We start from the raw sequence: 26,222 nt of genomic DNA on the forward strand, positions 1-26,222 counted from the left end.
ATGGGGCGTCGCGCCAACGCCGCCCAAAGCGCGGTGTCAGCCGATCGCCGTGCGGCGCAGGTCGCGCGCCTTGGTCAGGATCACTTCCTCCAGCTTCTGGACGGTGGCCGCGGCGACCGGGGCGTCGACCCACTGGCCGCCCTGGTTGACCTGACGGCTGGCCGCGACGCGGAGCGCGTCGGCGCGCAGATCCTGGTCCAGAATCGACACCGTCAGCTTCATCCGTTCATTGGGGCTGCCCGGATTGGCATACCAGTCGGTGACGATCACGCCGCCGTTCGAATCGGTCTGGACCATCGGCATGAAGGACAAAGTGTCGAGCGATGCGCGCCACAGATAGGCGTTGACGCCGATCGTCGTGACCCTAGATGCGGCAAGATCGGTCTTGGGCCGGTCCTTTGCGCCGCCGCCACAGGCAGCCAGCGGAAGGAGCGCGGCCAGCAGCAGGCCGGCGGTTGCAGAGGCGGGAAGGCGGCGGACCATCAGGCTTGTCCTAGCATGAAAAAGACGAGAAACTGACCGCTTCTATAGTGACCGTGCGTTGTGGGGCAAGGGGGCGCGAAGTCGCGCGCGACGGGTCGCGCCGCGACGGGTGCTGGTAACGCTCCCGTTCGACGGCTTCCCGCCTGTGTGTTCCATGCAACAGCTCGGACAAAAAGGCGTTCTGCCCCTAGCCAGTGGAGGCTTTGCCGGTGTAGAGCGTTACGCAAGACATATGAGCGGGGAAAAGAATCGGGTCATGCGTGTGAATAGGGGATATTTGGCAGGAACAGGCGCGGCGCTGGCCGTCGCTGGCTTCATGCTGTCTCCTGCGTTCGGCGCGGCGTCCGATTTCATGCGTCAGCGCGGCGAAGCGCCTGTATCGCTCGGTTCGCTGGGCAGCATTTCGTCCTTCACCCCCACGATCAAAGACCCGCGCTTGGCTGCGGCCTATGCGAAGATAGTGGCCTCTGCTGGACGGCAAGGCTTTCGTTTCACGCCGACCAGCGGTTCCCTAAGCGGCCAGCGGTCGGTAACTGTGATGGTGCGCGCGGCGGGTGAAGACCGGGTCGCGGTGAACCGCACCGTCGATGCGATCGATATCAAGCCCGTCGCTTTCAGCCTGAACGGCGCGCATAGCTGGCGCAAGTTTGCCCTGCCCGACGCGGTCGGTCGCAAGGCGCTCGACCCGGTGCCGGTCGAAACGATGGTCGATGCGAAGAATTTCTCGCTGGATGACGGCAAGAAGGATCGGTTCAGCACCAAGATGATGTTGGAGAATCGCCGCGAAGCTGGTGTTGCGACGACCGTTCGCAATCCGTCGGCGGACAAGGATTATTCGCTGGATCTGGCCGGCTCCTATTCGCTGACGCGCAATCTGAACGTCACCGCGGGCGTGCGCTATAATAATAGCGTGGCCGGTCGCCTGACCCCGATGACCGATGAGCGTCAGGATAGTCAGGCGGTCTATCTGGGCACCATATTCAAATTCTGATGCGTTGACGGCCTGCGGGTCGTCTTCCTTCGCATTATCCTCATTGTCCGATGGTCGTCATCTGGGCGCTTTCTTACCGCTCTGATCGATTCGCGTCATCCGTCCGCCGGCACCGGGGACGGCAATTCTTCGCCAGCGAAATGCGCGGCGAGATTGGCCATCAGCACCTGCGCCATGCGGCCGACCGCCTCATGCGTCGCGCCGCCCACGTGCGGGGTCAGCACCACATTGGCTATATCGGCCCAGCGTGACGGATCGGTGGGTTCGGGGTCGAACACATCGAGCGCCGCGCCGCCCAGTCGCCCGTCGCGTAGCGCGGCGACCAGCGCAACCTCGTCCACCAATTGTCCGCGCGCGACATTGACCAGCAATCCGTCCGGCCCCAGCGCGTCGAGAATGCGCGCGTCGATCATGCCACGATTATGCGCATCGGCACGGGCCGCGATGACGAGAATGTCGCTGCCCCGCGCCAGCGCCTCCAGACTATCGGCACGCGGGCAGGACAGATTGGGCTTGGCCCGTGGACCCCACCAACCGATGCGCATTTTCATAGCGCGTGCTCGTTCCGCCACGGCTACGCCGATCGCCCCCATTCCGACGATGCCCAACCGCGCGCCGCCCATGGACCGGGTCCGCGTCTTGCTCTCGATCGTCCATTGACCGGCTCGCAATTGGCGGTCGCCCGCCACGATCCAGCGGCGATGGGCCAGTATCAGGCCGATGGCGTGATCGGCGACGTCGTCGGCATTGGCGTTCCCGGCATGGGCCACCGCGATGCCGCGTTCCCGCGCCAGCGCCACGTCGACGCCGTCATAGCCCACGGTGAAGCAGGCGATCAGGCGCAGCCGCGGCATCGCATCGATCAGATTACGGCCTAGCGGGAATTCGCCCGCCCAAACCAGCGCGTCCACTTTGGCCAAGTCGCCCGGCGTGTGCGCTTCCCAAAGGACGATAACGTCATGATCCGCACGCAACAGCGGCAATAGTGGCGCCAGCAACGGCTGGCCCACCAATAGCAACGGACGGGTCATGGCTCATCCGATCTGCCGCAATGCCTGGGCGAAATCGGCGATCAGATCGTCGGCATCTTCGCAGCCGATCGAGATGCGCACCATATTGTCGCCAATGCCCAGCGCCTTCTTGCGCTCGGCTGGCACGGACAGGTGCGTCATCGCGGCGGGATGGCTGGCCAGCGTCTCGGTCCCGCCCAGGCTGACCGCCAGCTTGGCGATCTTGAGCGCGTCGAGGAACGCGAACGCCTCCGCCTCGCCGCCCTTCAGATAGAGCGAAAAGGTCGATCCCGCGCCCGTGCAATGGCGGCGATAGATATCGGCCTGCCGCTCGGTTTCGGGGAAGCCCAGATAGACCACCTTCTCCACTTGCGGCTGGTCCTTCAGCCAGGCGCAGACCGTCTCCGCATTTTCGCCCGCCCGGCTCATCCGCAATTCCAGCGTCTCCAGCGACCGCAGCAGCATCCAGGCGCTATGGGGGTCAAGGATCGTGCCGATCGTGTTGCGCATCAACCGGATGGTCATGATCAGCGCATTGGACCCCAGCACCCCGCCCGCGACCAGATCGCTATGGCCGCCGGCATATTTGGTCAGGCTGTAGATGACGAGGTCCGCGCCATGGGCGAGCGGCTTGAGCCACAACGGACCCAGGAACGTATTGTCGATGGCGATCGGCGGGACATGCGCTTCCCCTGCGAACAGCGAGTCGCGCTGCGCAACCACGGCCTCTACATCGACGAGCACATTGGTCGGATTGGCCGGACTTTCCAGATAGAGCAGGGCAACGCGGCCCAGCCCCTTGGCCTTTTCGATCACCGCGCCAATCTCTTCCGGCGTCGCGCCGGCCGGGAAATCGAGCCATTGCACCCCGAATTTGCCCAATATGCGCCCAATCAGCGATTCGGTCGCGGCATAGAGCGGCGCTGAATGGACGATGACGTCACCCGGCTGCACCAGCGCCAGCAATGTGGTGGCGATCGCCGACATGCCGCTGGAAAAGAGCAGGGCATCCTCCGCCTCCTCCCATACCGACAGCCGATCCTCGCAAATCTCCTGATTGGGGCCGTTGAAACGGGAATAGACCAGCCCCTCCGATCCGCCGGGGCGGATGCCGGTCACGCCTTCGAAATGGCGCTTGCCCGCGGCCGCGCTTTCGAAGGCGAAGGTGGAGGTGAGGAAGATGGGCGGCTTGAGCGACCCCTCCGACAGCGTCGGGTCATAGCCATGGCCCATCATCAGCGTGGCCGGCTTCAGCTTGCGGCCATCAATCTCCATGATCGGCGCCTTGGGGCGGCGGCGGTTGCCTGGGGCTGCCACCCCGGTCAGCTCGGCTTCGGACAGTTTAGGGGGCGTTTCGCCGGTCATATCGTTTCTCCTGCTGCGGCGGCGTCTGGTGCGTCGCTGTCATGGGCAGGAGTGTAACGCAGGGCAGCGCTGAAGGGCCAGAGGGCGCGTAAGATTATTTCTCGCCGCTATATGATTATTCCGAAGGCCCGTTCGTGAAGGTCAGGCGACCAGCCCTTCTTCGACCTCCAGATCGACCGGCGCCTGATCCGGCTTGACCAGGCTATGCGGCGTACCAAAACGACCGACCTGCAAAGTCTCGGCATAAAAGCCCCACCATTGGGTCCAGAAGGCGGCCGGCATGAACCAGATGTCGAAAAAAACGTCCGGCATCGGCTGTGTGCTGATTTTTTCGGTCATGGCCACTCTCTCCATGCGCTATGCCGCGCGACACCCTAAACGCCTCATTCGGCGGAGCGTTGCGCGGTCCTGAGGGAAGATGCCTAACCTATCATGGCCGCACGCCATGGCAAAGCGCAGACGGTGACAGCGGCGTCATGGCCCCCTACATCTCCAGGATGCCGCCAGCCCTTCCCGCCATTATCGAAGACTGGTTCGCGTCGCGCGGCTGGCTACCGCGGCGGCACCAGATGGACATGCTGGCGGCGGCGGCGAAGGGCGATCACGCGCTGCTGGTCGCGCCGACCGGGGCGGGCAAGACGCTGGCGGGTTTCCTGCCCAGCCTGGCCGACCTGATCGCCCATCCGACCGACCGGCTGCACACCCTCTATGTTTCGCCCTTGAAGGCGCTGGCGGTGGATGTGCGCCGTAACCTGCTGACCCCGATCGAGGAGATGGGCCTGTCCATCAGCGTGGAGACGCGCACCGGCGATACCCCGTCCGATCGCAAGGCGCGCCAGCGGGTGCGCCCGCCGCAAATATTGCTGACCACCCCCGAATCGCTGTCGCTGCTGCTCAGCTATCCCGACGCCGCTTTGCTGTTCTCGGACCTGCGGACCATGATCGTCGATGAGGTCCACGCTTTCGCCACCCAGAAGCGCGGCGACCTGCTCAACCTGTCGATGGCGCGGTTGCAGGCGATCAATCCGGCGCTGCGCCGCGTCGCCCTGTCCGCGACCGTGGCCGATGTCGATGCCTATCGCGCCTGGCTCGCGCCCGATGGCGATATCGACAGAGTGACGCCGGTGATGGGGGAGGCAGGCGCGGAGCCGAACGTCGCTATCCTCATCCCCGAAGGCCGCGTCCCCTGGTCGGGCCATTCGGGCAAATATGCCGCGAAGCAGGTCATGGCGGAGATCGAGGCGCGGCAAACCACCCTGGTCTTTTGCAACACGCGGGGCCTCGCCGAACTCATCTTCCAGGAACTCTGGTCCGCCAACGACGCCAACCTGCCGATCGCCATCCACCATGGCAGCCTGTCGATCGAGGCGCGGCGCAAGGTAGAGTCGGCCATGGCCGCGGGCAAGCTGCGCGCGCTCGTGGCGACGGCGTCGCTCGACCTCGGTGTCGATTGGGGCAATGTCGATTGCGTAATCCAGATGGGCGCGCCCAAGGGCAGCTCGCGCCTGCTCCAGCGCATCGGCCGGGCCAATCACCGGCTCGATCAGTCGAGCGAGGCGATCCTGATCCCCGGCAACCGCTTCGAATATCTGGAGGCGCGCGCCGCGCTGGACGCGGTCGAAGCGGGCGAGCGCGACGCCGACGATTTCCGCGTCGGCAGCCTGGACGTGCTGGCCCAGCATGTCATGGGCCTGGCCTGCGCCGGGCCATTCCGGGCGGAGGAATTGCTGGAGGAAGTGCGATCCGCCACACCCTATAGCGCGCTGACGGCCGAAGCGTTCGACCATGTGCTGCATTTTATCGAGGGTGGCGGCTACGCCCTGCGCGCCTATGACCGGTTCAAGCGACTGACGCAGGACGATGATGGCACTTGGCGCGTCTCCCACCCCCGCTTCGTCCAGCAACATCGCCTGAACGCCGGCATCATCGTCGATCAACCCGCGCTGGCCGTCCGCTTCGCCAACGGTCGCAAGCTCGGCACGGTGGAGGAAGGCTTCGCCGCGCAGCTACGCCCTGGCGACAGCTTCTTCTTCTCCGGCATGGCGCTGGAGGTGGTGCGGATGGATACGTCCGACCTCACCGTCCGGGCGACATCGAAACAGGCGCGCATTCCCAGTTGGGGCGGCACCCGCATGGCGATGTCCACCCGCCTCGCCGACCGGGTGCGGCATTTCCTGGCGGCGCCGCAGGAATGGCATCGCTTTCCACCCGATGTGCGCGAATGGCTGGAGATGCAGAAGCTGCGCTCCGCCCTGCCCCAGCCCGGCCAGCTCCTGATCGAAACCTTCCCGCATGAAGGGCGCCATTATCTCGTCTGCTACAGTTTCGAGGGCTGGAATGCGCACCAGTCGCTCGGCATGTTGCTGACCCGGCGGATGGAGACCCAGGGGCTGATGCCCTTGGGTTTCGTCTCCAACGACTATGCGCTGGCGGTCTATGGACTGAAGCCCGTGACGGATCCGAAGAGCCTGTTTTCCGCCGATATTCTCGACCATGAATTTATCGACTGGGTCGAGCAGTCGAGCCTCCTGAAGCGCGCCTTTCGCGATGTGGCGGTGATTTCGGGCCTGATCGAGCGCCAGCATCCCGGCAAGCGCAAGACCGGGCGGCAGGTCACCTTCTCCACCGACCTGATCTACGATGTGCTGCGCAAATATCAGCCCGATCATCTGCTGCTGAAAGCCGCCTGGGCCGATGCGCGCGCGCGGATGACCGATGTCGGGCGGCTGGGCGACCTGATCGACCGGGCGGCGACGACCATGCTGCATGTCACGCTGGAGCGGGTCAGTCCGCTCGCCGTGCCCGTGCTGATCCTGATCGGCCGCGAGCATGTGGCGCAGACGGCAGCCGAAGATGCGCTGTTGATGGAGGCCGAAGCGCTGGTCGCCGAAGCGATGCGCGCCGACTAAAGGCGACGCCCCTTATGGCGTGTCGTCACCCTCATCCCGCGCACCGCCGCACCCCTTCAACGTCCCTTCGCCAAACGCCACCTGGACCCGGTCGGACCAGATCGCATCGCTCATCCCGTCGCTGCATGGCCCCTGCGTCAGCATCATGGCGAAGCCGTCGCCCTGATAGCGCACTGCCTTGTCATCCCCATCGACCTGTACGGAAAAGCGTAGCGGCGCCTGGTCCGGCCGCTCCAATATAGCCGTCGATCCCCGAATGGTGACCGCCCAGAAGGGTTCGGTGCCGATCGCGCGATAATCGGCCGCCGCCGGGCGAGGCGGTGGTGTTTCACGTGAAACCAAAGGCTTGGGCGGCGTCGCGGACGGCGGGGATGTCGCTATCGCTGCGTTGGCGGCGGCGTCCTTGTCGATGGGCGTGGCGATCGCGTTCGTCGGCGCAGGCTGCGTCTGATTCGCGCCCGTTCCCCCCTCCCCGCACCCATAGAGCAGCGCAACGGGCAAAAGCAGGTGCGCCACCTTCATGGCCGCAGCGGGTCGCGGCGAAAGCAGTTGGCGGCATGGTCATTGACCAGGCCGGTCGCCTGCATCCAGGCATAGGCGATGGTCGGGCCGACGAATTTGAAACCGCGCGCCTTCAAATCCTTCGAGAGGGCGACGGACAGCGGCGTTTGCGCCGGAAAGGTCACCCCGTCGCCCTGTACCGGCACGCCGTCGACGAAAGACCAGGCATAGGCGGCGAAATCCTCACCCGAATCGCGCATCGCGCAAAAGATGCGCGCGCCCGCGATGGTCGCGACGATCTTCGCCCGCGCGCGGACAATGCCCGGATCGCCCATCAGCCGCTCTATATCGGTGTCGGTGAAGGCCGCGACCTTGTCGGGATCGAACCCGGCAAAAGCGGCGCGAAACCCCTCGCGCTTGCGCAATATCGTGATCCAGGACAGGCCCGCCTGGAACCCCTCCAGCATCAGCATTTCCCAGAGCATCCGCGAATCGCGCTCCGGCACGCCCCATTCCGCGTCATGATAGGCGCTATAGAACGGGTCCGTGCCGCACCAGCCGCACCGGACCTGTTCATGGCGATCAGACATCCAGATTGGCGACGTTCAGCGCATTGTCCTGAATGAACTCGCGCCGCGGCTCGACCACATCGCCCATCAGGCGGGTGAAGATTTCGTCGGCGACGTCCGCCTGCTCCACCTCGACCCGCAACATCGAGCGATTGTCCGGGTCCAGCGTGGTTTCCCACAGCTGTTCCGCGTTCATCTCGCCCAACCCCTTGTACCGCTGGATCGCCAGCCCCTTGCGCCCGGCGGTCAGGATCGCATCGAGCAACTCGCTCGGCCGCGTCACCATCGCGCCCTTGGTCGGGGCGGCGGGCAGATCGTCGTCATTGGCTTCGGCGGCCAGCGCCTTGACCGTGATCAGGCGGCTGGGGGTCAGATAGCTGCCGGCATCCTCGGCCGCAATGCTGTGCAGCTTGCGCGCCTCGGCCGACCCGACGAAACCGCCCTCGATCACATGATGGTCGGTGACGCCGCGCCACAGGCGCTGGAAGTGGAAGCCGCCCTCTTCGGCGACGCTGCCGGTCCAGCGGCCTTCGACATCCTGCGCCCCCATCCAGGTGACGGTCGCAGCCAGCCGCTGCGCCTGCGTTTGCGTGTCCAGTTCAGGATCGAGCGCGCCATTCAGGCTCAGCGCCTCGATGATGGCGGGATTGTAGCGGCGCGGCACATAGCGCATCACCGCGCGCATCCGGCGGGCATGTTCGATCAGGCTGCGCAGATCCTCGCCGGTGCGCGGACCCTTGCCGGTTTCCAGCGCCATCGATTCGACGCCATTGTCGACCAGATATTGCTCCAGCGCGGCCTCGTTCTTGAGGTAAACCTCCGACCGGCCGCGCGTCGCCTTATACAGCGGCGGCTGGGCGATATAGAGATGCCCGCCATCGATGATCTGCGGCATCTGGCGATAGAAGAAGGTCAGCAGCAGCGTGCGGATATGCGCGCCGTCGACGTCCGCGTCGGTCATGATGACGATCTTGTGGTAGCGCAGCTTTTCCAGGTTGAAATCGTCCCGGATGCCCGTGCCCATCGCCTGGATCAGCGTGCCGACTTCCTTGGACGACAGCATCTTGTCGAAGCGCGCGCGCTCGACGTTCAAAATTTTGCCCTTCAGGGGCAGGATCGCCTGATTATGCCGGTTGCGCCCCTGCTTGGCCGAACCACCGGCCGAATCGCCTTCGACGAGGAAGAGTTCGGACTTGGCGGGATCACGCTCCTGGCAATCGGCCAGCTTGCCGGGCAGGCTGGCGATATCCAGCACGCCCTTGCGCCGGGTCAGTTCGCGCGCCTTCTTGGCCGCTTCGCGCGCCGCTGCGGCGTCGATCACCTTCTGCACGATCATCTTGCCGTGCGCGGGGTTTTCCTCCAGCCATTCGGCCATCTTGTCGGCCATCAGGCTTTCGAGCGGCTGGCGCACTTCGGAACTGACCAGCTTGTCCTTGGTCTGCGAACTGAATTTGGGATCGGGCAGCTTGACCGAGACGATGGCGGTCAAGCCCTCGCGCATATCCTCGCCGGTCAGCGACACCTTCTCCTTCTTCAGCGCGCCCGACTTTTCCGCATAATTGTTGAGCGTGCGGGTCAGCGCCGCGCGGAAGGCCGCCAGATGGGTGCCGCCGTCGCGCTGCGGGATGTTGTTGGTGAAGCAGAGGACGTTTTCATAATAAGAGTCGTTCCACTCCAGCGCGACGTCGATCGTCACGTCGTCGCGAGTGCCCGAAATCGCGATCGGCTCCGGCATCATCGCCGACTTGTTGCGATCGAGATATTTCACGAAAGCCGCGATGCCGCCCTCATAATATAGCTCGATCTCCTTCGCCTCCTCATGGCGCGCATCGACCAGGAACAGGCGCACGCCGCTGTTGAGGAAAGCCAGTTCGCGATAGCGATGCTCCAGCTTCTCGAAATCATATTCGGTATGGTTCTTGAACGTCGCGCCGTCGCCCGGCGCCTTCTCCATACTGGCCAGGAAGGTGACGCGCGTGCCCTTCTTGAGCGTCCCGTCTTCTTTGGCGGGCGCATCGCCGATCACCGCCAGCGGCGCGGTCGCATCGCCATAGGCGAAGCGCATATAATGTTCCTTGCCGTCCCGCCAGATGTTGAGGTCCAGCCATTCCGACAATGCGTTGACGACCGAGACACCCACGCCATGCAGACCGCCCGACACCTTATAGGCGTTATCGTCGGACGTATTCTCGAACTTCCCGCCCGCGTGCAACTGGGTCATGATGACTTCGGCCGCCGACACGCCTTCTTCGGTGTGGATGCCGGTCGGGATGCCGCGCCCATTATCCTCGACGCTCACCGATCCGTCGGGATTCAGCGTGATGGTGATGCGGTCGCAATGCCCCGCCAGCGCTTCGTCGATCGCATTGTCCGAAACCTCGAACACCATGTGATGCAGGCCCGATCCATCGTCGGTGTCGCCGATATACATGCCGGGGCGCTTGCGCACCGCGTCCAGGCCTTTGAGCACCTTGATGCTGTCGGCGCCATATTCATTGCTGTTGGGGGTATTGACGGGTTCTTCGCTCATGCCGAGCATATAGGGAAAGCGGCCCCAAAACTAAAGCGAAACATGGCGGCTTCCGCTGGCGTCCGGCGGGGTCTATCACGGCTTTCATGCGCATCATCCCTCTCCTCCTGCTGCCCTTGCTGTCACCGCTGACCGCCTGCTCTAAAAGCAACGACGTCTATGAGGAATTGCCCAACAGCTCGCTCGCCGGCGCGCCGCGCGCGGACGTGCCCGAAACCCGCATGGATGCGCCGGTCGCGCGGCCGGTGACGATCGGCGAGGACGGACCGCGGCTCGACGCCTGCGGCACGCTGGGACAGGTCAGCCGCGCCGGCCCCAACGGCCTGGGCCTCCATGCCGCGCCCTTCGGCGACGCGAAGGAACTGGGCCGACTGGCGGAGGGCCAGCGGGCCTACGTCTGCACCCGCAGCCTCGACCAGAAATGGCTGGGCGTCGTCATCCTGCCCACACCGGGGGCTGGCCAAGCGCCGCCAGCGGCCGACTGCGGCGTGGCGTCTCCCGTGGAACGCAAGCAGCCCTATGCCGGCCCTTGCGCCAGCGGCTGGGTCGCCAGCGCCTATGTGCGGCTGATCGCGGGTTAAATCCCGCCCAGAAAATCGATCTTGCCGACCGGCACGCCCGCCTGGCGCAGCAGCGCATAGGCCGTCGTCAGGTGGAAATAGAAATTGGGCAGGGCAAAGGTCAGCACATGGCTGCGCCCAGTGAAGGGAATCTCGCCACCCGGCACCTTGAGCACCACGGCGGCGTCCTCCCGCCCGTCGATCGTCTCGCGCGGCACTGCTTCCAGCAGAGCGATCGTTCTGGCGATGCGCGCCTGCAATTCCGCGAATGTCTGTTCGGTGTCCGCCATCGCCACCGGCTCCAGTTCGCCCAGTCGCGTAACCGTGCCCTTGGCGGTGTCGCAGGCGAACTGCACCTGCGCGGTCAGCGGCTTCATGTCCGCGATCAGTTGCGCGCCGGTCAGCGTCGCCGGATCGACGCCCTGTTCGGCGGCATAGGCGGCGCCCTTGTCGAGCAGTCCCGACAACGCGGTCAGCCCACGGACGAACATCGGTACGGTCAGATCGTATAATGCGGTCGCCATGAGGCGTCCCCCTCTCATTGGATGCCGGTGAACACCAGCTTCTGTACGCGCCGGCCGGTATTGACCTCAGTCGCATAGATATTGCCGTCGCTGTCGGTATCAATGCTGTGCAGCCAGGTAAATTGCCCCGCCTGCCGTCCGACCCGGCCGATCGCGCCGAGCACTTCATGCGTCTTGCGCAGCAATATCCAGATGCGCCCGTTCATCATGTCCGCGACATAGAGATAGGTCTGGTCGGGATCGGGCGAAAAGGCGATGTCGGTCACCGTATGGGTGCCACCCGTCTCCGGCGCGATCGCCAGGTCGCGTATGAAGGTCAGGCCGCCATCCTTCTCCCGCTTGAACAATTGCGCGCGGTTGTTGTTGCGGTCGCAGACATAGACATGGCTATCGCGTGTCGGCACCACGCAATGGACGATATCGGCGAAGGTCTGCGCCTGGGGATTGGCTTGCTTGCTGGGATCGACGGCATGGCTCTGGTCGAACGCTCCCTGCCGCGTGGGCGCGATCGGCGGCCGGGCATAGGCGTCCCAGCGGCCCTTATAGGCGTTGCTCTGCGCGTCGAAGCCGATCACCCGGCGGTTCACATAGCCATCGGACACCAGCACCATGCCATCGCTGTGATTGACGTCGGACGGATTGCCCAGCAGGTCGGTCGCGTCGTTGCCGCCGGTCTTGTCGCGCTGGCCGAAGCGGCGGATATACTGGCCGTCGGCGCTGTAATTCAGGACGACATGGTCGCCCTTGCCATTGCCGCCGAACCAGACGGCGCCGGCCTTGTCGACGAAGACGCCGTGCAGGCTGGCGGGCCATTGGTTGACGCCATCGACCGTGGGGGCGCTCGCGGCCCCGCCCCAGCCGCCGATATAGCGGCCGTCCTTGGCGAAGCGCACCACCGGCGGCGCTGGCTTGCAGCAGGCGGCGATCGGCGGGTCTTGGGCCAGGCCAGTATCGGTGTTGGTCAGGCTATGAGGCCGATGCACGACCCACACCGAATCGTCCGGCCCCACCGCCACGCCGCTCACCTGCCCCAGCAGCAGGTCGTCGGGCATCGCCGGCCAGGCGGCGTCGACCTTGAAGCGCGGCATTTTCGTGCCGGCGGGCGCGACCTGTTCGAAGGCCAGCGGCGCAAGGGCGGATTCGGGCGCGGGTTGGGGCGGGACCGCAGCGGTCAACGGCAGGAGCAGGGCGACGGCGAGGAAGGGGCGCATGGGGGATGCTCCTTGATCGGGGGGGAAAGGCGCGGCGGATCATGCCCGTCTGCATGGTCTGGTCAATGGCCATGCGTCCTATTTTCAAGGCGAAAAGGGACCGACCGCCGCCCAGGGCAGCGACCGGTCAGGGGGCCTCTGTCATGCCTGCGCCGGGCGCTCCGGCGCGGCGATGCGGAAAAAGGGCAGCGCATGGTGGACGATCCAGCCGATCGTCGCGGCGTAGAGGATGGTGCCCACGCCCACCGTCCCGCCCAGCAGCCAGCCGATCGCGAGCACGCCGATTTCGATTCCCGTCCGCACCCATTTGACCGGCCAGCCGGTCCGGCGGCACAGGCCCGTCATCAATCCGTCGCGCGGCCCCGGCCCCATCCCCGCACCGATATAGGCGCCGCCCGCAATACCGTTCAGGATGATTCCCGCGCCCAGCCAGGCCGCGCGCAGGACGTAACCTTCGGGCGTCGGCAGGATCATCAGCGACAGGTCCACCGCGGTCCCGATCACCAGGATATTGGCGATCGTGCCGATCCCCGGCCGTTGCTTGAGTGGCCACCACAGCAGCAGCACGAGCGCGCCGATCAGGTTGACGGTCATACCGAAGCTCAGGCCCATCCGGGGCGCCAGCCCCTGGTGCAGCACGTCCCACGGATCCAGCCCCAGATTGGCGCGCAGCATCAGCGCCATCGAAAAGCCGTAAAGGCCAAGGCCCCAGAAGAGTTGCCAAAAACGGAGGGCGTAGCGGTTGTGCGTCATGGGGAGGCTTATTTCGCGCAACTGGCCTTTTCCAAAACAGCCAATTGCGGGTAAATGGCCTTGATCCATGGCCATATTGGAATGCGCCCCATGTCCACTTCGCTTCTCCGCCCCCCGTCCCTGCTCCGCCTGCTCGGCGCCTGGCGCGCGCAGGACAGCGCTGAACCGGCCTATCGCCAGTTGGCGCAGGCGCTGCGGATGCTGGTGCTGGACGGCCGGGTCGGCCTGAATGTCCGCCTGCCGGGCGAACGCGAACTGGCCGCGGCGCTGGGCCTCTCGCGCACCACCGTCGCCGCCGCCTTCGACCGGCTGCGCGACGAAGGCTATCTGGAAAGCCGTCAGGGGTCGGGCAGCGTCACCCGTATTCCGCCGGGCCGCGCCGAAACCGCGCCGGGGGAGGTCGATACGACGACCGGCGGTAATTTGCTCAACTGGACCCATGCCGCCCTGCCCGCCGCGCCCGGCGTCGCGCGCGCCTACGCCCATGCGGTGGAGGCGCTGCCCGCCTATCTGGGTGACCTGGGCTATGATCCGTTGGGCATCATGGTGCTGCGCCGCGCGATCGCGGCCCATTATGAGCGGCGCGGCTGCCCCACTTCCCCTGACCAGATCATGGTCACCAACGGCGCGCAGCAGGGCTTTTCGCTGCTGCTCCAATGGCTGGCCGGGCCGGGCGACCGGGTGGTGATCGACCATCCGACCTATCATAACGCTATCCAGGCGTTGCAGCGCGCCCATGTCGTGCCGGTGCCGGTCGGTCTGCCGCGCCAGGGTTGGGACGTCGACGCGATGGAGGCGGCCTTTCGCCAGACCAGCCCGCGTTTCGCCTATGTCATCGCCGATTTCCACAATCCCACCGGCCGCAGCATGGACCCCGCCACCCGCCGCGCGCTGGTCGGCGCCGCGATGCGCAACCACACGCCGTTGGTCGTGGACGAAACGATGGTGGCGATGGGCCTCGATTTCGCGCCGCCGCCGCCCGTGGCGATGCACGATCCGTCGGGGCGGCAGGTCATCACTTTGGGGTCGGCCAGCAAGATTTTCTGGGGCGGGCTGCGCGTGGGCTGGATTCGCGCCGATGTTCAGACGGTCGCGGCGCTCGGCCGCCTGCGCACGACGATGGATATGGCCAGCCCGGTGGTCGAACAGATCGCGGTCGCGCAACTGATCGACGCCGATGTCGGCCTGGGCGAGCGGGCCGGGCAACTGCGCGGGCGGCGCGACCATTTGCTGGGCCTGATCGCGGATCGCCTGCCCCATTGGCGGGTGGAATCGCCCGCGGGCGGCCTGTCGCTCTGGGCCGAACTGCCCCGCGCGGAGGCCACGGCGCTGGCGGCATTGGCGGAAAGTCTGGGCGTCCGCATCGCCGCCGGCCCGCGCTTCGGCGTCAGCGGGGCGTTCGAACGCTTCCTGCGCCTGCCCTTCACCCTGCCCGAAGAGCAGTTGGAGGCTGGGGTGGCGCGATTGGTCGAGGCCGATGCCCGCCTCCACGCCCGGATGCCCAAGGGCCGCGATCCCCTCGCCATGGCGCTGGACGCCGACCGGTTGATTTGAACCTTTTTTCCGTGTCCCCCCTGCGCAGGGACATGCTCAGCAAGCCAACGAAAAAGGCCGCGCGGATCGCTCCGCGCGGCCTCTTATTCTCGCAGGAACTCGGCCTTACGCCGTCTTCTTGCTCGCCTGATAGCGTGCGATCGCTTCCAGCGTGATCTGCTTGGCGTCGTCCGCCCCGCCCCAGGTGCCGATGCGGACCCACTTGGTCTTTTCCAAATCCTTATAGTGAGTGAAGAAATGCTCGATCTGCTCCATCACGATGCCGGGCAGATCGTCCTTCTCGCCCACGTCGGCATAATAAGGAAAGGTCTTGTTGTCGGGGACGCAGACCAGCTTTTCGTCGCCACCGGCTTCGTCTTCCAGGTTCAGCACCGCGATCGGGCGCGCGCGCACGACCGATCCGGGGACGAAAGGCGACCGTGCGATGACCAGCGCGTCCAGCGGATCGCCATCGGGCGACAGCGTATGCGGCACGAAACCATAATTGGCCGGATAGCGCATCGGCGTGTGCAGGATGCGATCCACGAACAGCGCGCCGCTGGCCTTGTCGAACTCATATTTCACAGGTTCGCCGCCGACCGGCACTTCGATGATGACGTTCAGGCTGTTGGGCGGATCGTCGCCGACCGGGATCAGTTCGATATTCATGGAAACGCCTTTTGCTACACGTTACGCTACGGGTGATTATGTTCTTGGCTTGAGCAACCTGTCGAGGCTGCCCTCACCCTCTCCTGTCTTGTCGAGGCGCGGATAGCGCAGCCCGCCCGAATAATCGAGTGTCAAAACACGATAGTATTTATCCTGCTTTAGGATGATCTGGATCGGCGTCTTGGCCTTGATCGCCGCTTTCCAGGCGTCGCCCGAATATTCGTCGCCATTGACCGCGAGTATCTTCGCGCCCGTCACCAGCCCCGCCTTGAACGCCGCGCTGTCCCAGATGACGCCACTGACTTCGCCGTCATTCTTGACGATCGCGCCGATGCCGAAACTCTGGTCGACCATCTTGTTGGCGCCCTCGGCCGCCTTGGTGATCGCGCCCGGTTCCTCGCCATAGACGAGGGAGTAGCCGCCCAGGATGAAGCCGCCCTTGGGCGTTTCCCTGGTGGGCGCATCCACATATTTCTGGAAGAAGCCGGCCCAGTCATAAGGCGCGATAGCGTTCAGCGTCTTGATGACGTCGCCGCGATTATAGACGACCTGACCCCAGTCGCCCGGATTGATGCCAAAGAACGCCTTGGCGAAATCGTCCAGCCCCTTCCTGCCGCGGGTCGCCTTGGCGATGATCGCGTCGGCCTCCAGCCAGATCATCAGCCCTTCATTATAATAATCCTCGGACCGCTGCCAACTCGCCCAGCCCTTGGGCCGGCGGGCGGAGATGATGGGATCATGGGTGGTGTCCTCCATCGGGCGCCACTGGCGGCCGACCGCCGTGTCCAGCCTGGCCGCGATCTGGGCATAGGCGTCCAGCGTCTCCTGCTTGCTGAACATCCCCGACCGCGCGCCCAGCACATAGCCCCAGAATTGCGTCTGCCCTTCATAGACCCACAGAAGATTATCCTGCATCGGCACGTTGAAATCGGGCGTCCACAACAGGTCGGGGCGGCGGAACTTGCCGTCCCAGCTATGGGTGAATTCATGCGGCAACAGGTTGCGGTCCAGCAGCGCCTCGCCCTTGTCCCAGCTCTTGAAATAGCCCGGCTCGACCTGATTTTCGGACGAACGATGATGCTCCAGCCCGATGCCGCCCATCTCGTCGGTGATCGCCAGCAGGAAATCATAATGGTTGAAATGATAGGCGCCGAACAGCGAACCCGCTTCGGCGACCAGCTTCCTGTGCTTTGCCATCTGTTCCGGCTTGAACTGCAATTCGTCCGCATCGTCGGCGACGATGTTGAGCGTCACATTGCTGCCAAGGTCAACTGCCTTGAAATGCGTGCCCGCAAACACCGGCGAATCCTGCAACGCTTCATAATCGATCGTTTCATAGGCCACGCTATTGCCGCTCTTGGTGCCACGCAGCGCGGTCGCGGCCTGCCAACCGGCGGGATAGGTCACGGTCGGCTGGATCGGTATCTGGCGCGTATAATAGCCCGCAGGATAAAGCGACACGCTCTCCCATTGAATGTTCAGCATCTTGGGCGTCACGACGACGCGGCCCTGATTGGGCTGGGTCGCGGACAGGAACTGGAACTGCGCCACCACCTGCGTCACGCCCTGCGGCACGTCGATCTGGAAGGCGAAGACGTTGAGCGGATCGCGCTTCCACGCCAGGGTTTGGCCATTGGCGGTGAAAGTCAGGCCCGTCAGCTTCTCGATCTGCCCACGCGGGGCGTGATTGCCCGGCAGCCAGGCCGGCATCATCAGCGTCAACGGCCCGGCCGCCGCGACGGGGATCGTCTCCTTCACGCGGAAGATGCGCTGGACCGTGTCGGTCGCATCGACCTCCAGTTTTATCGTGCCACCAGGATAGGGCATGTCCTTTGGTGCAGGCGCGGCGCTGTCGACGGGCAGGGCGGTCGGCTTGGACCGGATCGCGTCCTGGGCGAACAGCGGGGTGGCGATGGCGCTCGAAAGGCCCGTTGTCAGGCACAGGGCGGCAGCAAGGCTGCGGATCATGGATGTCTCCAGAAAGATAGGGGGGCCGGACGGCCCGATTGCCTTTAGCATGGCAAGGCGTCGCAGCGCCGTCCACCCCCTGATGGACGCTCTTAAAAAGCGCGTTTCCTTGGGGGTGATTTGCCGTTAAAGGCCCGGCCCCATGGCGAAGATAGAAACGCCGCGCCCGGTGCGCGGAACGCAGGACATGCTGGGCGGCACCACCGAGGCGTTTGCGGAACGCTTCGCCCATGTGGTCGCGACCTTCGACCGGGTGCGCAAGCTTTACGGTTTCCAGCGGGTCGAAGTGCCGGTGTTCGAATCCACCGCCGTCTTCGCCCGGTCGCTGGGTGAAAGCACCGACGTCGTCTCGAAGGAGATGTACACGTTTACGGATCGCGGCGGCGACAGCATCACCCTGCGCCCCGAATTCACCGCCGGGATCAGCCGCGCCTATATCACCGAAGGCTGGCAGCAATATGCGCCGCTGAAAGTCGCGACCCACGGCCCGCTCTTCCGCTACGAACGCCCGCAAAAGGGCCGCTTTCGCCAGTTTCACCAGCTCGACGCGGAAATCATCGGCGCGGGCGAACCGGGCGCGGACGTGGAATTGCTGGTCATGGCCGACCAGCTATTGAAGGAACTGGGCGTCGCCGACGGCGTGACCCTCACCCTCAACACGCTGGGCGACGGGCCGAGCCGCGATGCCTGGCGCGCGGCGCTGATCGCCCATTTCGAGGCGCATCGGGATCAGTTGTCGGAAGACAGCGTGGAACGACTGGCCAAGAACCCGCTGCGCATCCTCGACAGCAAAGACCCGCGCGACCGCCCGGTCGCCGACAGCGCGCCCGACATCGACGCCTATCTGACCGACGAAGCGCGCAGCTTCTTCGAGAAGGTGACGGCAGGGCTGGACGCCGCGGGCGTGGCCTGGGAGCGCAACGCCCGGCTGGTCCGCGGCCTCGATTATTATCGCCACACCGCGTTCGAATTCATCACCGACCGTCTCGGCGCGCAGGGCACCGTGCTGGGCGGCGGCCGCTATGATGGGCTGATCGAAAATCTGGGCGGCCCCGCAACCCCGGCGGTCGGCTGGGCGGCGGGGATCGAGCGGCTGGCGATGCTGGTGGATATGCCGGACATCGAGAAGCCCAGCGTGGTGCTGATTCCTATGGGCGAAGCAGCCGAAACGAAGGCGATCGGCATCGTCGCCGATCTGCGTCGCGCTGGCGTCGCCTGCGACATGGGCTTTCGCGGCAATATGAAGAAGCGGATGCAGCGCGCTAATGCGTCCGGTGCGTCATGGGCGATCATATTGGGCGACGATGAACTGGCCCGCGGCGAAGCGTCGGTGCGGAATCTAGGCACGGGCCAGCAGCAGGCCGTCGCGCTGGACGCCCTGATCGGGACGGTGACGGCGCTCTGATGCACATCTCCGCCGAACGCATCGCGCAGATCGAGGCGCGCCGGGACGAGGTGCAGGCGTCGATGACGCGCGCCGACCTCGCGCCCGAAGCGTTCGTGAAACTGTCGAAGGAATATGCGGAGATCGAACCGGTCGCCCGCGCCGCGCATGAGGTGCGCCGCCTGCGGCAGGAACTGGCCGCGCTCGATGTCATGGCGGGCGGCGGCGGCGATCCCGACGCCGATCCTCTGATGCGCGAAATGGCGCAGGAGGAAATGCAGATCCTCAAAAGCCAGCTTCCGCAAGCCGAGCGCGCGCTGGCGCTGCAATTGCTGCCCCGCGACGCCGCCGACGCCCGCCCCGCCATGATCGAAATCCGCGCCGGCACCGGCGGGGATGAAGCGGCGCTGTTCGCCGGCGACCTGTTCCGCATGTACCAGCGCTATGCCGATACCCAGGGCTGGAAGATGGAACTGATGTCCGCCAATGCGTCCGAAGTCGGCGGCTTCAAGGAAGTGGTGGCCAGCATCAACGGCGTCGGCGTCTTCGCCAAGCTGAAGTTCGAAAGCGGCGTCCACCGCGTCCAGCGCGTCCCCGCCACCGAAAGCGGCGGGCGCATCCACACCAGCGCCGCGACCGTCGCGATCCTGCCGGAACCGGAGGAAGTGGACGTCCAGATCGCCGACGGCGACCTCAAGATCGATATCTACCGTGCGTCGGGCGCAGGCGGCCAGCATGTCAACACGACCGATTCGGCCGTGCGCATCACCCATTTGCCCACCGGCACCGTGGTCATCCAGCAGGATGAACGGTCGCAGCACAAGAATAAGGCGAAGGCGATGCAGGTGCTGCGCGCCCGCCTCTATGAAGCAGAGCGCGCCCGCACCCAGAATGAACAGGCCGGCGCGCGCAAGGCGATGGTCGGATCGGGCGACCGCTCCGAACGCATTCGCACCTATAATTTCCCGCAGGGGCGCGTCACCGACCACCGCATCAACCTGACCCTGCACCGCCTGCCCGAAATCCTCGAAGGACCGGGCCTGTGCGACGTCATCGACGCACTGGTGGCCGAAGATGAAGCCGCCCGCCTCGCCCAGTTGGACGGGCTGAGTTGATCCTTTTGCCCGCATGACGATCGAGGGCGTCCCCGACGCGCTACGCGCTGCAACTGTCCAACTCGCCGTTGCAAGCGATACCGCCCGGCTCGACGCCGAATTGCTGATGGCCCATGCGCTGGGCCTGTCGCGTAACGACATGCTGCTGCGCCAGCGCGACCTGGCCGTGCCCGAAAGCTTCGCCCCCCTGCTCGCTCGTCGCCTGACGGGCGATCCGATCGCCCACATCACCGGCGCCCGCGATTTCTGGACGATCACCCTGTCCGTCACGCCCGACACGCTGATCCCCCGCCCCGACAGCGAAACGCTGATCGAAGCGGCGGTCGATCATTTCGCAACCCGCGCGCCCGCCACGATCCTCGACCTTGGCGTCGGCTCCGGCGCGCTGCTGCTGGCGGCGCTGGCGGAGTGGCCCGACGCGCAGGGTCTGGGCATAGACGCCTCCGCGGCCGCGCTCGCCGTGGCGCAGGGCAATGCGGCGCGTCTGGGCATGGCCGACCGCGCGCGCTTCAGCCTCGGCGACTGGGCGCTGGGCGTGGACGGTCCGTTCGACCTGCTGCTCATCAATCCGCCCTATATCGTCGCGGACCTGCCGCTGTCCGGCGATGTGCTGCGCGAACCGGCCAGTGCGCTGTTCGCGGGCGCCGATGGCCTTGACGATTATCGCCGCATCGCGCCCGACCTGCCCCGGCTGATCGCTTCGGGCGGCATGGCCGCGATCGAGATCGGCCACGATCAGGCGGCCAGCGTCGCCGCACTGCTGCGGGAAAACGGGTTGGCCGTCGCTCTGCGGCGCGATCTGGCCGGGCATGACCGCTGCCTGATTGCGACGAACCCAGCTTGGAAATAATCGATTTGCCGATATTCAGGCGAAAATTGCTTGGTTTATGGCGCGAAAGCCACTACATCGACCTTAGGGACGGCTCTATCTTGTGACATGGTCGCTTAGATCATTGATAGAAAAGGCCGTTTTCTTAGCTCCTTATAGTCATGACGGCGTATGCTGCGCAGCGCCGCTGGCAGTCGGGGTAGTGATCCGGGAAGGATCATGCCGTGGCGGAGCCGTATCCGGCCTGAAGGACAGGCCGTGCTTGGGGATGGCGACTGAACAGTGTTTTCAGCCAATGATGTCATAGCGAACGCAAGGATCATATCTTGATCAACAACCGGCAGGCCGGCCGCCGCAATCGCGGCCGGAACAATAATAACAACGGACGTCCCAACGGCAATAATCGGGGCGGTGGCGATAATGGTAACCGCATCGACAACCGCGCCCGCGGCAACGCGACCCAGCTTCTTGAGAAATACAAGAATATGGCGCGCGATGCCCAGATGGCCGGCGACCGGGTGAACGCCGAATATTATCTGCAGTTCGCCGATCATTATTTCCGCGTGCTCGCCGACAATCGCGCCCGTCAGGAGGAGCAAAATCCCCGGCAGCGCACCCGCGACGATGGTTTCGACCAGGATGGCGATGATTTCGACGGCGGCTATGACGGCGTCGACGATTTCCGCACCGATCAGCAGCACGCCCATGATCGCGCGCCCCGTGAGCAGAACCAGCGGGACCAGAACGGTCGCGACCACGGCAACCGGGAGCAGGTCCAGCGCGAACAGGGCCAGCGCGACCCGCAGCAGGATCGCCGACCAGATCGTCAGGACGATAATCGCGAAGCCCGCGAGCCGCGTGAAAACCGCGAACCGCGCGCCGGCAATGTCCGCCGCGACCGTCCCCGCCGCGACCGCTTCAACGCCGATGCGCCGGTGCAGCAGGAAATGGGCGTAGAAGGTCCGGCGGGCAATCCCGCCACGGAAGCCCCGCGCCAGCAGCCGGTCGTCCAGACCGCACCCGAATCGACTGCGCCCGAAGCCGAGGCCCCTCGCCCCCGTCGCGGTCGCCCGCGCAAGGTCGTGGCGGACGCGGACGCGAACGAAGGGCTGGATTTGGCGGTGCTGCCGCCCTCGATCGCCCGCGCCGACAATGACGCCGACGTGGCCGAGGAAGCGCCCAAGAAGCGCACCCGTCGCGCCCGCCCGGCGACCGAAGCCGCCGAATAAGCGCTCGATAGCGAAAAAATCAGGGGACGGCGCCGCAACGCGCCGTCCCCTTTTTCATGTCCCCGTCTTTTCTCGCCGCTACCGACAAGCCGGCTTTGCAACCCCGGCGCGATCCGGCACAAGGCGTTATATATCTGGCACATATCTGGAGAGAGGCCGATGAGAGCCGCGCACCTGCTGCCCCTGATGCTCACTGCCCTGCCCCTGTCGGCCCTGTCCCTTTCGGCCCTGTCCCCTTCGGCGATGGCGCAAAGCGCGGCCGATCCCACCGGCGCCACCGCGCAGGGCGATGTCGCCGTCACCATCTACAATAATGGCCAGTCGCTGGTGCAGGACGATCGGCAATTGCCGGTGACGGCAGGCCGCAACCGCATCGAATTTCCCGACGTGTCGGCCCGCATCCGCCCGGAAACGGTGAACCTGTCCGGCCCCGGCCTCGCCATCGTCGAACAGAATTTCGATTATGACCTCCTTTCCCCCGACAAGTTGATGGACAAGGCGGTGGGGCAGGAAGTGACGCTGCTGCGCACCAACCCGGCCACCGGCGCGGAAACGCGCGAACGCGCCAAGATTCTCGCCGCCAATGGCGGCATCGTCCTCCAGATTGGCAGCCGGATCGAGGTGTTGCGCGACGATGGCCTGCCGGTCCGCGTCATCTTCGACCGGGTGCCCCCCAATCTGCGCGCCCGTCCCACCCTGTCGGTCACGGTGCAGGCGGATCGCGGCGGCACGATCCCGGCCCGCCTCTCCTACCTCACCCCCAATCTGGGCTGGACGGCCGACTATGTCGCGCTGTTCGACGCGGCCAAGGGGGCCATGGACATGCAGGGCTGGGTCACGCTCACCAATAATACGGGCACCACCTTCACCGACTCGAAGACGATATTGGTCGCGGGCGACCCGGCCAATGGCGGCGGCCGCAATAATTGGTGGCAAACAGGCAGCGGCGCGATCGACCAGGCCGGGACCGAAAGCGGTCCACGCGAACGGCTGGGCGACTATTATCTCTATCCGCTGGCCGCCCGCACCACGATCGCCAATGCGCAGCAGAAACAGGTCAGCTTCCTCGACGTGAAGGGCGCCCCGGCCCGCGCCACCTATGAATATGTCAATGGCTGGCTTGGCAGTTCGGCCGAACCGATGAGCGCATCGAGCGTGCTGAAATTCTCCACCTCGAAGGAAGGCGGCCTGGGCGATCAACTGCCTGCCGGCACGATCCGCGTCTATATGCGCGACGCGCGCGGCGACCCGCAATTCATCGGCGAAAACAGCATCGACCATACGCCCATGGGGTCTTCCATGGCGCTCCGCACCGGCGAGGCGTTCGATGTGAAGGTGCGCCCCACCGTCGAACAGCGCACGCGCAAGGGGAACGCGCGCTGGGAAACCAGGATGCGCTACACGCTCACCAACGCCCGTTCCGAATCCGTGACGATCGATCTGGCGCAGCAGGGATTATGGGGCGACACGCGCGTGACGGCGCAAAGTCTGGAAGGCAAGCGCGTCTCTGCCGACCGGATGGAATGGAGCGTGCCGGTCCCCGCCAACGGCACGGTCGACCTGAGCGTCACCTTCGATTCGCGCTACTGACGGGAGAGCGCCCGTGCCGCGCATCCTTGTCCTGTTGTTGGCGCTCTGGGCGCTGGCCGTCCCGGCGCAGGCGGAAACGATCGTTTCGCCCCGCGCCGCTTCCGTCTCCGTCACCGTCTACCGCGCGCCCTTTCGGGCCAAGGGGCCGATCGACCGCGACTGGCCGGGCGGCTATGCGCTCATCACTGAAAGCCGCACCGTCGATCTGCCGCAGGGCGAATCGGTCCTGCGGTTCGAAGGGGTGGCCGAGGGGCTGATGCCCGAAACCGCGATCCTGTCCGGTATGCCGCGCGGCGTGCGGGAAAAAAACAGGGACGCCCGTCTGCTGTCGCCCGCGGGCCTGGTCGACGCTTATCTCAAGCGCAGCGTCACGCTGCGTCGCACCGATCGCAAGACCGGCAAGGTGACGCAGCAGGATGCGATCATCAGCGCCGGGCCGACCGGCGGCGTGATCCTGAAAACAGCGCAGGGCTATGAGGCGCTGGGATGCAGCGGCCTGCCCGAACGGATGCTCTATCCGCAAAAACCCGCCGACCTGTCGCCCCGCCCGACCCTGTCGGTGATCGCCACCAGCGACCGTCCCACCCGCGCGACGCTGCAACTCACCTATCTGGCCGAAGGGTTCGACTGGGCCGCCAACTATGTCGCGGACATGGGCGACGATGGCCGCACGCTCGACCTCATGGCCTGGCTTACGGTCGCCAATGGCGGGGTCACCGACTTTCCCGACGCGCAGTTGAGCGTCATCGCCGGTCAGCCGAACAAGCAGGCTCGCAGGGCACAACCGCGCCCAACCGGCGGCCCGCTGCGCCTGACCTGCTGGCCGACGGACGTCACCAGCACCCATCCAAAATGGATTCTTTCCCCGACAGAAGGGCCACCTCCTCCGCTGATGTACGTCGCGGCAGAGGCAGAAGACATCGTGGTCACCTCAATGCGCCGTACCGAAGGCGTCGTCATGGCCGCACCCGCGCCGCCTCCACCGCCCCCGCCGCCGCCAGAGGATGTCGGCGACCTCAAACTCTATCGCGTGCCGATGGCGGTCGATGTCGCGCCCAATGCGCAGAAACAGGTCGCGCTGCTGCGCCAGCCCGGCGTGAAGGTCGAACGCCTCTATGCTGCGACCGTCTATGGCGACGCCGGATCACAATCGATGACGCTGCGGCTGCGCGTGCAGAATCGAAAGGATGATGGCCTCGGCCTGCCCATGCCGTCAGGCCGGGTCGCAGTGTTCGAGCAGGTTCAGGACATGCGCCTGCTCGCAGGCGAAGCCGATATCGGCGACAAGGCGGAGGGCGAACGGGTCGATTATGACATCGCGTCCAGCGCCGATGTCCGCATCGCCGCGCGGGTGAGCGCGCAATCGCGCAAGTCCCGCAATTGGGCGATCACCCTGACCAACGCCCGGCCCTTCGCCGTGACGGCGGAGGTTACGATCCCCCACGACATCGCCCCGCGCCCGGCAGACATGGAGCGGCGCGGCAATGGCTGGATCTGGCGGACCAGGATCCCCGCCAATGACAAGCGGACATGGTCCTATACGGAGCGTCTGGCCCGCTGAGCGTCAGGCGTCGGGCAGGGGGCGGGGCCGATGGTTGGCATCCAGCGCCACGAATGTATAGACGCCGCTGGTCAGCAGCACTTCCTCCATGTCGCTGCCACGTATCGCCACCACGTCGATTCGTATCGCGACCGACGTGCGGCCGCGCCGCTCCTCAACCGCATAGACCGACACGACATCGCCCAGCAGGATGGGGGTGATGAAGGTCATGCTCTCGATCGCCACCGTGGCCACCGCGCCCTGCGCGATTCGCCCCGCCACGATGCCGCCGGCGATATCCATCTGGCTCAGCACCCAGCCGCCGAAGATATGGCCGTTGGCGTTGATGTCGGTCAGATGCGGCACCAAACGCAACACCACTTCGCCCCGCGCGCCGGTTTTGGCTCTGTCAGTCGTCAAGCGGCGCCTCGTCCTTCAGCCTGTCCATCACCTGCTCGTCATGCCCGGTGCCGCTCGACAAAAATGTCAGCGCCATCAGGCCGGTCCCCAGCATGAAAGTCAGCCATACGCCCAAAATGGTGGCGATCACCATATGAATCGGCAACCGCCCGGCCCACCAATGGAGGAACAGCAGCGCCAGCCCGACGCACAGCGCGCCGCCCAGCGCCATCCACGCCATGATGCGGCGAAACCGCGCCCAGGCGGTTGCGGCGATCTGGGGATCATCCAGGGCTTGCTTGCGCGTCATCTCTTTTCATTGGGCCGCGAAAGTGGGATCATCAAGCGCCTATCGGGAAATGTCTCGGAAAAGGAGAGTGGTCATGAGCATCGCAGCGATTTTGCAGGGCAAGGGCGAGGTCATCAGCGTGCGGCCGACGGACAGCCTGCTCTCCGTGGTGCAATTGCTGGCGGACCGGCGCATCGGTTGCGTGCCAGTGGTCGAGGATGGGCAGGTCGTCGGCATTTTTTCCGAACGGGATGTGGTCTATCGCGTGGCC

General features: G+C 65.4%; 25 protein-coding genes (1 of these 25 cut by a window edge). 11 read left to right on the forward strand and 14 right to left on the reverse strand.

Going from position 1 to position 26,222, the window contains the following annotated elements; translation table 11 throughout:
* Positions 1 to 36: 36 nt before the first annotated feature.
* A complete protein-coding gene (locus V473_RS16470; protein WP_066607301.1) occupies positions 37 to 483 on the reverse strand; it encodes a DUF3576 domain-containing protein in 447 nt (148 codons plus the stop codon).
* Between the two features lie 256 nt (positions 484 to 739).
* Between V473_RS16470 and V473_RS16475 the strand changes: the two genes are divergently transcribed.
* Positions 740 to 1,474 (forward strand): hypothetical protein, encoded by a 735-nt coding sequence (locus V473_RS16475; RefSeq protein ID WP_066607575.1) that lies wholly within the window; start codon positions 740 to 742, stop codon positions 1,472 to 1,474.
* A gap of 95 nt (positions 1,475 to 1,569) precedes the next feature.
* Here the strand turns inward: V473_RS16475 and V473_RS16480 are convergent, their stop codons facing one another.
* From V473_RS16480 to V473_RS16490, 3 genes are all read right to left on the reverse strand, one after another.
* On the reverse strand, positions 1,570 to 2,505 hold the full coding sequence (locus V473_RS16480) for a 2-hydroxyacid dehydrogenase (RefSeq protein WP_066607303.1): 936 nt from the start codon (positions 2,503 to 2,505) through the stop codon (positions 1,570 to 1,572).
* 3 nt (positions 2,506 to 2,508) lie between these two features.
* The gene (locus tag V473_RS16485; protein ID WP_066607306.1) at positions 2,509 to 3,849 is read right to left on the reverse strand and encodes a cystathionine gamma-synthase family protein; all 1,341 of its coding nucleotides are present in this window, start codon (positions 3,847 to 3,849) and stop codon (positions 2,509 to 2,511) included.
* A 141-nt stretch (positions 3,850 to 3,990) separates the two neighbouring features.
* Positions 3,991 to 4,188 carry a hypothetical protein gene (locus tag V473_RS16490; RefSeq protein WP_066607309.1) on the reverse strand — a complete coding sequence of 66 codons (198 nt, stop codon included), beginning with the start codon at positions 4,186 to 4,188 and terminating at the stop codon, positions 3,991 to 3,993.
* 158 nt (positions 4,189 to 4,346) lie between these two features.
* Between V473_RS16490 and V473_RS16495 the strand changes: the two genes are divergently transcribed.
* Entirely contained in the window at positions 4,347 to 6,758 is a 2,412-nt protein-coding gene (locus tag V473_RS16495; protein WP_066607315.1) for a ligase-associated DNA damage response DEXH box helicase, read from the forward strand.
* 12 nt (positions 6,759 to 6,770) lie between these two features.
* Here V473_RS16495 and V473_RS16500 read toward each other — a convergent pair whose 3' ends face one another.
* From V473_RS16500 to gyrB, 3 genes are read right to left on the reverse strand one after another with little or no spacing between them, the layout of a single operon-like run.
* On the reverse strand, positions 6,771 to 7,280 hold the full coding sequence (locus tag V473_RS16500) for a membrane-like protein (RefSeq protein ID WP_129925464.1): 510 nt from the start codon (positions 7,278 to 7,280) through the stop codon (positions 6,771 to 6,773).
* Positions 7,277 to 7,849 (reverse strand): DNA-3-methyladenine glycosylase I, encoded by a 573-nt coding sequence (locus tag V473_RS16505; RefSeq protein ID WP_066607322.1) that lies wholly within the window; start codon positions 7,847 to 7,849, stop codon positions 7,277 to 7,279. The genes V473_RS16500 and V473_RS16505 overlap by 4 nt, the downstream gene beginning before the upstream one ends.
* Entirely contained in the window at positions 7,842 to 10,358 is a 2,517-nt protein-coding gene (gyrB, locus tag V473_RS16510) for a DNA topoisomerase (ATP-hydrolyzing) subunit B (RefSeq protein ID WP_066607579.1), read from the reverse strand. The genes V473_RS16505 and gyrB overlap by 8 nt, the downstream gene beginning before the upstream one ends.
* Before the next feature lie 86 nt (positions 10,359 to 10,444).
* Between gyrB and V473_RS16515 the strand changes: the two genes are divergently transcribed.
* Entirely contained in the window at positions 10,445 to 10,939 is a 495-nt protein-coding gene (locus V473_RS16515) for a hypothetical protein (RefSeq protein WP_066607325.1), read from the forward strand.
* On the opposite strand, the gene V473_RS16520 is transcribed toward V473_RS16515, so the two are convergent.
* The 3 genes from V473_RS16520 to yczE form a co-directional block, all read right to left on the reverse strand.
* Positions 10,936 to 11,442, reverse strand: a complete 507-nt coding sequence (locus tag V473_RS16520) for a DUF1993 domain-containing protein (RefSeq protein ID WP_066607328.1) — start codon at positions 11,440 to 11,442, stop codon at positions 10,936 to 10,938. The two genes, V473_RS16515 and V473_RS16520, sit on opposite strands and share 4 nt — an antisense overlap.
* Before the next feature lie 14 nt (positions 11,443 to 11,456).
* On the reverse strand, positions 11,457 to 12,653 hold the full coding sequence (locus tag V473_RS16525) for an NHL repeat-containing protein (protein WP_066607331.1): 1,197 nt from the start codon (positions 12,651 to 12,653) through the stop codon (positions 11,457 to 11,459).
* 141 nt (positions 12,654 to 12,794) lie between these two features.
* Positions 12,795 to 13,406, reverse strand: a complete 612-nt coding sequence (gene yczE, locus V473_RS16530; protein WP_066607334.1) for a membrane protein YczE — start codon at positions 13,404 to 13,406, stop codon at positions 12,795 to 12,797.
* 90 nt (positions 13,407 to 13,496) lie between these two features.
* Between yczE and yczR the strand changes: the two genes are divergently transcribed.
* Positions 13,497 to 14,960, forward strand: coding sequence for a MocR-like transcription factor YczR (gene yczR, locus V473_RS16535; RefSeq protein WP_066607582.1), 1,464 nt, complete (start codon positions 13,497 to 13,499; stop codon positions 14,958 to 14,960).
* Between the two features lie 105 nt (positions 14,961 to 15,065).
* Here the strand turns inward: yczR and ppa are convergent, their stop codons facing one another.
* Both ppa and V473_RS16545 read right to left on the reverse strand, forming a co-directional pair.
* Positions 15,066 to 15,608 carry an inorganic diphosphatase gene (gene ppa, locus V473_RS16540; RefSeq protein ID WP_066607337.1) on the reverse strand — a complete coding sequence of 181 codons (543 nt, stop codon included), beginning with the start codon at positions 15,606 to 15,608 and terminating at the stop codon, positions 15,066 to 15,068.
* Positions 15,609 to 15,644: 36 nt separating this feature from the next.
* Positions 15,645 to 17,576 carry a M61 family metallopeptidase gene (locus tag V473_RS16545; protein ID WP_066607340.1) on the reverse strand — a complete coding sequence of 644 codons (1,932 nt, stop codon included), beginning with the start codon at positions 17,574 to 17,576 and terminating at the stop codon, positions 15,645 to 15,647.
* A gap of 142 nt (positions 17,577 to 17,718) precedes the next feature.
* Here V473_RS16545 and hisS point away from each other — a divergent pair, with 142 nt between their 5' ends.
* From hisS to V473_RS16575, 6 genes are all read left to right on the forward strand, one after another.
* Positions 17,719 to 18,981 carry a histidine--tRNA ligase gene (hisS, locus tag V473_RS16550; protein ID WP_066607343.1) on the forward strand — a complete coding sequence of 421 codons (1,263 nt, stop codon included), beginning with the start codon at positions 17,719 to 17,721 and terminating at the stop codon, positions 18,979 to 18,981.
* Complete coding sequence (gene prfA, locus V473_RS16555) at positions 18,981 to 20,075, forward strand: peptide chain release factor 1 (protein WP_066607346.1); 1,095 nt, start codon at positions 18,981 to 18,983, stop codon at positions 20,073 to 20,075. The genes hisS and prfA overlap by 1 nt, the downstream gene beginning before the upstream one ends.
* Before the next feature lie 13 nt (positions 20,076 to 20,088).
* Entirely contained in the window at positions 20,089 to 20,925 is an 837-nt protein-coding gene (gene prmC / locus V473_RS16560) for a peptide chain release factor N(5)-glutamine methyltransferase (RefSeq protein ID WP_066607349.1), read from the forward strand.
* A gap of 305 nt (positions 20,926 to 21,230) precedes the next feature.
* Positions 21,231 to 22,133: a DUF4167 domain-containing protein gene (locus tag V473_RS16565; RefSeq protein WP_066607353.1), complete on the forward strand. Its 903-nt coding sequence runs from the start codon at positions 21,231 to 21,233 to the stop codon at positions 22,131 to 22,133.
* Between the two features lie 186 nt (positions 22,134 to 22,319).
* Positions 22,320 to 23,723: a DUF4139 domain-containing protein gene (locus V473_RS16570; protein ID WP_066607585.1), complete on the forward strand. Its 1,404-nt coding sequence runs from the start codon at positions 22,320 to 22,322 to the stop codon at positions 23,721 to 23,723.
* Positions 23,724 to 23,736: 13 nt separating this feature from the next.
* The gene (locus V473_RS16575; protein ID WP_066607355.1) at positions 23,737 to 25,284 is read left to right on the forward strand and encodes a DUF4139 domain-containing protein; all 1,548 of its coding nucleotides are present in this window, start codon (positions 23,737 to 23,739) and stop codon (positions 25,282 to 25,284) included.
* Positions 25,285 to 25,287: 3 nt separating this feature from the next.
* On the opposite strand, the gene V473_RS16580 is transcribed toward V473_RS16575, so the two are convergent.
* Positions 25,288 to 25,683, reverse strand: a complete 396-nt coding sequence (locus V473_RS16580; RefSeq protein ID WP_066607357.1) for an acyl-CoA thioesterase — start codon at positions 25,681 to 25,683, stop codon at positions 25,288 to 25,290.
* Complete coding sequence (locus tag V473_RS16585; protein ID WP_066607361.1) at positions 25,673 to 25,972, reverse strand: hypothetical protein; 300 nt, start codon at positions 25,970 to 25,972, stop codon at positions 25,673 to 25,675. The genes V473_RS16580 and V473_RS16585 overlap by 11 nt, the downstream gene beginning before the upstream one ends.
* 73 nt (positions 25,973 to 26,045) lie before the next feature.
* On the opposite strand from V473_RS16585, the gene V473_RS16590 reads away from it, so the two are divergent.
* A protein-coding gene (locus tag V473_RS16590) for a CBS domain-containing protein (protein WP_066607363.1) crosses the window boundary here: on the forward strand, positions 26,046 to 26,222 show its 5' portion. It continues 249 nt past the right edge of the window; 177 of the gene's 426 nt are visible here — the first part of the coding sequence; it begins with the start codon at positions 26,046 to 26,048; its stop codon lies off the right edge, out of view.

The organism is Sphingobium cupriresistens LL01 (genome assembly GCF_001046645.1).
In the GTDB taxonomy this organism is placed as follows: Bacteria; Pseudomonadota; Alphaproteobacteria; order Sphingomonadales; family Sphingomonadaceae; genus Sphingobium; species Sphingobium cupriresistens.